Source organism: Streptomyces sp. 8K308 (assembly GCF_004348315.1).
In the GTDB taxonomy this organism is placed as follows: domain Bacteria; phylum Actinomycetota; class Actinomycetes; order Streptomycetales; family Streptomycetaceae; genus Streptomyces.
Window position 1 is genome coordinate 1 of record NZ_SMKC01000428.1, and the last position, 5,298, is coordinate 5,298.

Sequence of the window (5,298 nt, forward strand, 5' to 3'; positions counted from 1 at the left end):
CCGGACGACGGACTGGCTCCCGTCGTCCACGTCCCCTCCCTGCCGCTGCCCGGCTACCCCCAGGTCCGGGTCGCCCTGCCGAGCCGCCGGCTCGCCGCCGCCCTGGCGAGCCACCGGCCCGACGTCGTGCACCTGGCCAGCCCGTTCGTGCTCGGTGTGCGCGGCATGGCCGTGGCGGCGCGCGCCGGGGTGCCGGCCGTCGCCGTCTACCAGACCGACCTCGCCGGCTACGCGCGCACCTACCTGGGCGCCGGCGAGCTGGCCGCCTGGCGCCGCATCCGCGCCGTGCACTCCGCGGCCGACCTGACGCTCGCGCCGTCGAGCGACTCCGTCCGTGCCCTGGAGGCCCACGGGGTGCCACGGGTCCGCCTGTGGCAACGCGGCGTGGACACCGAGCGGTTCAGGCCCGCGCTGCGGGACGAGCGCCTGCGCCGCGAACTCGCCCCGAACGGTGAGCTGCTCCTCGGCTACGTCGGCCGGCTGGCCCCAGAGAAGCGGGTGGACCTCCTCGCCCAGGCCTCGGCGCTGCCCGGCGTCCGCCTCGTGGTGGTCGGCGACGGGCCGAGCGGCACCGCGCTGCGCGCCGCCCTGCCCAGGGCCCGCTTCCTCGGCCGTCGCACTGGCGACGACCTGGCCAGGATCTACGCCTCGCTCGACGTCTTCGCGCACCCGGGCCCGTTCGAGACGTTCTGCCAGACCGTCCAGGAGGCCCAGGCCAGCGGCGTCGCCGTGGTGGCCCCGGCCGCCGGTGGCCCGCTCGACCTCGTCGACCACGGCAGAACCGGGCTGCTGGTCCCGCCCGGCGACGGCGAGGCGATCAGGGAGGCCGTCCGCACCCTGCGCGACGACCCCGCGCTGCGCGCCCGCCTGGCCGAGGCCGCCGCGACCGCCGTCGCGGGCCGCACCTGGTCCGCCGTCGGCGACCAGCTGCTCGAGCACTACGCCCGCGTCCGGCACGCCAGGGAGGTGGCGGTCAGGTGACGGGGCTGCGTATCGTCCGGCTCGCCAACTTCGTCGCGCCCTCCTCCGGCGGCCTGCGCACCGCGCTGCGCGAGCTGGGCGCCGGCTACCTGGCGGCCGGACACGACCCGGTGCTGGTCGTCCCCGGCGAGACCGTGAGCGACGTCCGCACCGCTCAGGGCCGCGTGATCACCCTGCCGGGGCACCGGGTGCCGGGCACCGGCGGCTACCGGGTGCTGACCGACCGGCGGCGCCTCGCCCGGCTGCTCGAGTCGCTTGCCCCCGACCGGCTCGAGGTGTCCGACCGCACCACGCTGCGCTGGACGGGGGAGTGGGCCAGACGCCACCGGGTGCGGGCCGTGATGGTCTCCCACGAGAGCGTGGACGGCGTCATGGCCACCTGGGGCGTGCCGGCGAACTGGTGCCGGCGCGCCGCCGACGAGCTCAACCGGCGGACGGCGTACTCCTTCACGCGGGTCGTGTGCACCACCGCCTGGGCGGCGCGCGAATTCCACCGCGTCGGCGCGCGGAACGTGGTGCGCGCCCCCCTGGGCGTCGACCTGCGCCGCTGCCACCCCGGGCTGCGCGACCCCAGGCTGCACGCCCAGCTCACCGGCGGCGACGATCGGGTGCTGCTCGCCCTGTGCTCCCGGCTCTCCCCGGAGAAGCGCCCGGGGCTCGCCCTCGACGCGCTGGCCGAGCTGCGCCGGCGCGGCGTACCGGCCACCCTGGTCGTCGCCGGCGACGGGCCGCTCCGTGGCCGGCTGCTCGAGCGTGCCACCGCGGCCCGGCTCCCCGTCGTCTTCCATGGCCACGTTGGCGACCCGGCCGACCTCGCGGTCCTCCAGGCCACCGCCGACATCGTGCTGGCCCCCGGCCCGGCCGAGACCTTCGGACTGGCCGCCATGGAGGCCCTGGCCTGCGGAACCCCCGTGGTCGCCAACGCCCGCTCCGCCGTGCCGGCGCTGCTCGGCCCGGCCGGCACCACGGCGCACCACGGCACCGCCTTCGCCGACGGCGTGCAGCGGCTGCTCGCCCGACCTGCCGCCACCCGCCGCGCCACGGCCAGGGCACGGGCCGAGGAGTTCCCCTGGTCGGCCGCGGTCGACGCGTTCCTCGCCGCCCTCGACGCGCCCGCCGTCGCCCGGCCGGCGCCGCGGCCCGTCCCGGCGGCGGAGGGCGGCCCACGGTGAGCGAGGCGCTGCGCTTCGCCGCGCTCGGCGACTCCCTCACCGAGGGCGTCGGCGACCCGGTGCCGGGCGGCTGGCGCGGCTGGGCACCGCTGCTGGCCGCCGGGCTCACCGTGCCGGGGCACGAGCGGCCGGCGCGGCTCGTCAACCTGGCGCGCAGCGGCGCCCGCACCGCCGACGCCGCGGGCGAGCAGCTCGCCGCGGCCCGCCGGCTGCGCCCCCACCTGGCCGGGGTGATCGTCGGCGGCAACGACACCCTCAGGTCCGCCTTCGACCTCGCCGCCAACGCCCGCGACCTCGACGCCGTCATCGGCACCCTGAGCGCGGAGGGCGCCCTGGTGCTCACCGCCTGCCTGCCGGACCCCGGCGGAGTGCTGCGCCTGCCCGCAGCCCTGACCCGCCCGCTCGCCCGCCGCATGGCCGCGCTCAACGACGTCGTGCACCACCTGTCCCACCGGCACGGCGCCGTCCACGTCCACCTGGCCGGCCACCCCGTGGCCGCGGTGAGCGAGGCGTGGAGCGTGGACCGGCTGCACCCGAGCGAGTTCGGACACCGGCTGCTGGCCCGTGAGTTCCACGCCGCCCTGGCGGCCCGCGGCCTGGCCACCGGGCCGCCGCCCGCCGCCGTGGCCGAGCGCCCGCCGCCCTCGAGGAGCGCCAGCGCCCGCTGGCTCGCCACCCGCGGCACTCGCTGGCTGCTGGCCCGCGCCACGGACCTGCTGCCCGGCCTCATCGGTCTCGCGTGCACCGAGACCAGACACCGGCTGGCCGGCACCGTCGACACCCTGGACGCGGCCTCCCGCGCCGCCACCAGGGCGGCGCTCGCCGCGCTCGGCCAGCGACCCGATGTCCCCGGGGGGTCGCCAGACCGGCTCGACCGGCCTGACCGGCTTGACCTGCCCGACCTACTCGACCGCGTCGACCCCGTGGATCACGTCGGCCGCCTTCGGGCGCCGCGCACCGACCGCTCGCCGGCCGCCTGACCGCCCCCACCCGGCGCTACCGGCGGCCGGCGTGCGGGGCGAACAGGTCGAGCAGCCTGGTCCGCGCCGCCCGCACCCGGTAGGCCAGGATCTCGGCGATCACCCGCAGCAGCGCGTAGCCGAACTCCGGATCTTCGTCGCACAGCGCCTGCACCTCGGGACCCTGGAACTCGTAGGCGCGCACCGGCGAGAGCGCCTCGGCCCCGAAGTCCCACTCATAGGGCGGGAACAGCCAGGACCAGCCGAGCAGGTCACCGGTGTCGAGCGAGGAGACCCCGGTCGGCCGCGGCCCGCCGAGCCGCAGGTCGAGCGTGACCGTCCCGGAGCGGATGATCCAGAACCGGTCGGCCCGCCCCTTCTCCTCAAAGATCCGTTCGCCCTGCGCGAAGGAGACCTCCTCCGCCAGGGACATCAGGCGCTCCCGGTAGCCGGCCGGAAGGACCCGCAGCAAACGCCGTGGGGCGGCCATCGCCGGCCTCCTCCCAATCGTTCCCCCAGGGGACACTGCCATTGGACCGCGCCGGGCCCCCCGGCGCATCCCGAGACCCACCGCCCCCGCGGGGGCCGAATCGCCACGGGGATCGCCGCTCACTGTCAGTGGCACCGCCTAATGTGTGCCACGTGACCGCACCCGCATCAGCCGACCAGGCCAACGAGGGCCGCGCCGCCGCCCCTTCGGCCGCCCGGCCGACCGGCGCGCACCCAGGCGGCCACCCGGCCCCTGGCCCCGCGGCGGACGAGGGCCTCGCCCGCCGGCTCCGCGCCCTCGCCTGCACCGCTCCGCTGCACGACCTGGACGCGCGCAAGGCCAACCTCGCCGGCGAGTACAGCACCTACGCCATGGCCGAGGTGGCGCTCGCCGCGATCGACCTGGTCACCCTCAGCATGGACTTCGACACCGGCGCCGACCACGAGCAGGTCGTCGCCCGGCTGCTGCCCAGGGTGGCCGCCCAGGCCCCCGGCCGGCCCGCCGCCGAGCACGAGCGGGTGGCCCGCTGGGTCCTGGACAACCTGATCAACGTCGGCAGCGTCGACCGCGGGTTCCGCGCGGTCTACGGCACCTTCGAGCCGGACGGCTCGTACGTTCGCAGGGACTACGACTTCAAGCTCATCGAGGAGGTCCCCGGGCCCGGCGGCGGCGTGTACCTGCGCACCACGGACGAGGCGGTCAACGTGCTCGTCGGCGCCCTCGACACGGACGTCACCAGCGCCCAGATCGCCGCCGAGGTCAAGCTTGAGGTGCTCATCAGCCGCGGCCGCCTGGCCGACGCACAGCTCGCAGCCGAGCAGGCCAGGTACCGCACCGTCCAGTACGCGGAGACGCTGCGCCGCACCCTGGAGACCACCCGGCGCAACGTGCGCGCCGTCGACTGGCTGCACGCCGTGCCCGACATGATCGACGAGGCCCTCGGCCACATCGCCGACCGCTACCGCCACGAGAACGCGATCCTCACCAACATCAGGCGCGCCCGCGACGAGGCCACCGACACCGGCCACAAGCTGCGCGCCGCCGAGCTGGTCGACATCGTCAAGGACTGCATCCGGCGCCACACCCAGCTGCAGTCCCGGCTGCTCGAGGCCGGGCCGCTGTTCCGCGCCGAGCAGGACCGGCAGGCGTTCCGGCCCCCGGCGGCCAGGGCCGGCGCCGACCTCTACGGGCAGTTGCTGGCGCCGCTGCTGCCCGAGCCCCTTGAGCACGCCACCCGCGTCACCGACGCGTTCTTCGCGCGCGGCACCGGACCACGCCCGCCGGGCGCGGTGCGGCTGGCCGACCTCACCGAGTCGCTGCTCACCCCGCCAGCGCCGCGCGAGCACCTGGGCGCCGAGCTGCCCGAGCCCGACCTGGTCACCACCCCGGACGACAGTCGGTTCAGCGAGGAGCAGCTGGCCGCCGCGCTCGAGCTGCTCCAGCTCCCCGAGGACGCGCCGCGCCGGCTCTCGGGGCTCCTCGCGGAGGCCCGCCGCGCCGACCCCGACCTGCCCTACCTGGTGGCCCTGCTCGCCGTCCACGCGGCGAGCCCCCCGGTGGGCACCGCGCACCGGCAGGGCGAGAGCCGGCTGCTGTTCGCCGTGGACGACGGCACCGAGCTCGACGACCCGGAGTTCGGCGGCGCCGACCTGATCGTCGGCACGGCCCTGCTTGCCCCTGGCTCTTATACACCTCT

Annotated in this window: 5 protein-coding genes; 4 read left to right on the forward strand and 1 reads right to left on the reverse strand. The window is 77.0% G+C overall.

Annotation, left to right across the window (positions count from 1 at the left end):
• The 3 genes from E1265_RS33215 to E1265_RS33225 form a co-directional block, all read left to right on the forward strand.
• The coding region (locus tag E1265_RS33215; protein ID WP_132934676.1) for a glycosyltransferase family 1 protein at positions 1-981 on the forward strand (981 nt) is incomplete at its 5' end.
• A complete protein-coding gene (locus E1265_RS33220) occupies positions 978-2,153 on the forward strand; it encodes a glycosyltransferase (protein ID WP_132934677.1) in 1,176 nt (391 codons plus the stop codon). The genes E1265_RS33215 and E1265_RS33220, both read left to right, overlap by 4 nt.
• Positions 2,150-3,133: an SGNH/GDSL hydrolase family protein gene (locus E1265_RS33225; RefSeq protein WP_207931307.1), complete on the forward strand. Its 984-nt coding sequence runs from the start codon at positions 2,150-2,152 to the stop codon at positions 3,131-3,133. Before E1265_RS33220 ends, E1265_RS33225 begins: the two co-directional genes overlap by 4 nt.
• Before the next feature lie 16 nt (positions 3,134-3,149).
• On the opposite strand, the gene E1265_RS33230 is transcribed toward E1265_RS33225, so the two are convergent.
• Positions 3,150-3,602: a cyclic nucleotide-binding domain-containing protein gene (locus tag E1265_RS33230; RefSeq protein ID WP_132934678.1), complete on the reverse strand. Its 453-nt coding sequence runs from the start codon at positions 3,600-3,602 to the stop codon at positions 3,150-3,152.
• 152 nt (positions 3,603-3,754) lie between these two features.
• Between E1265_RS33230 and E1265_RS33235 the strand changes: the two genes are divergently transcribed.
• A partial coding sequence (locus E1265_RS33235; protein ID WP_243741291.1) for a hypothetical protein occupies positions 3,755-5,298 on the forward strand: 1,544 nt, incomplete at its 3' end.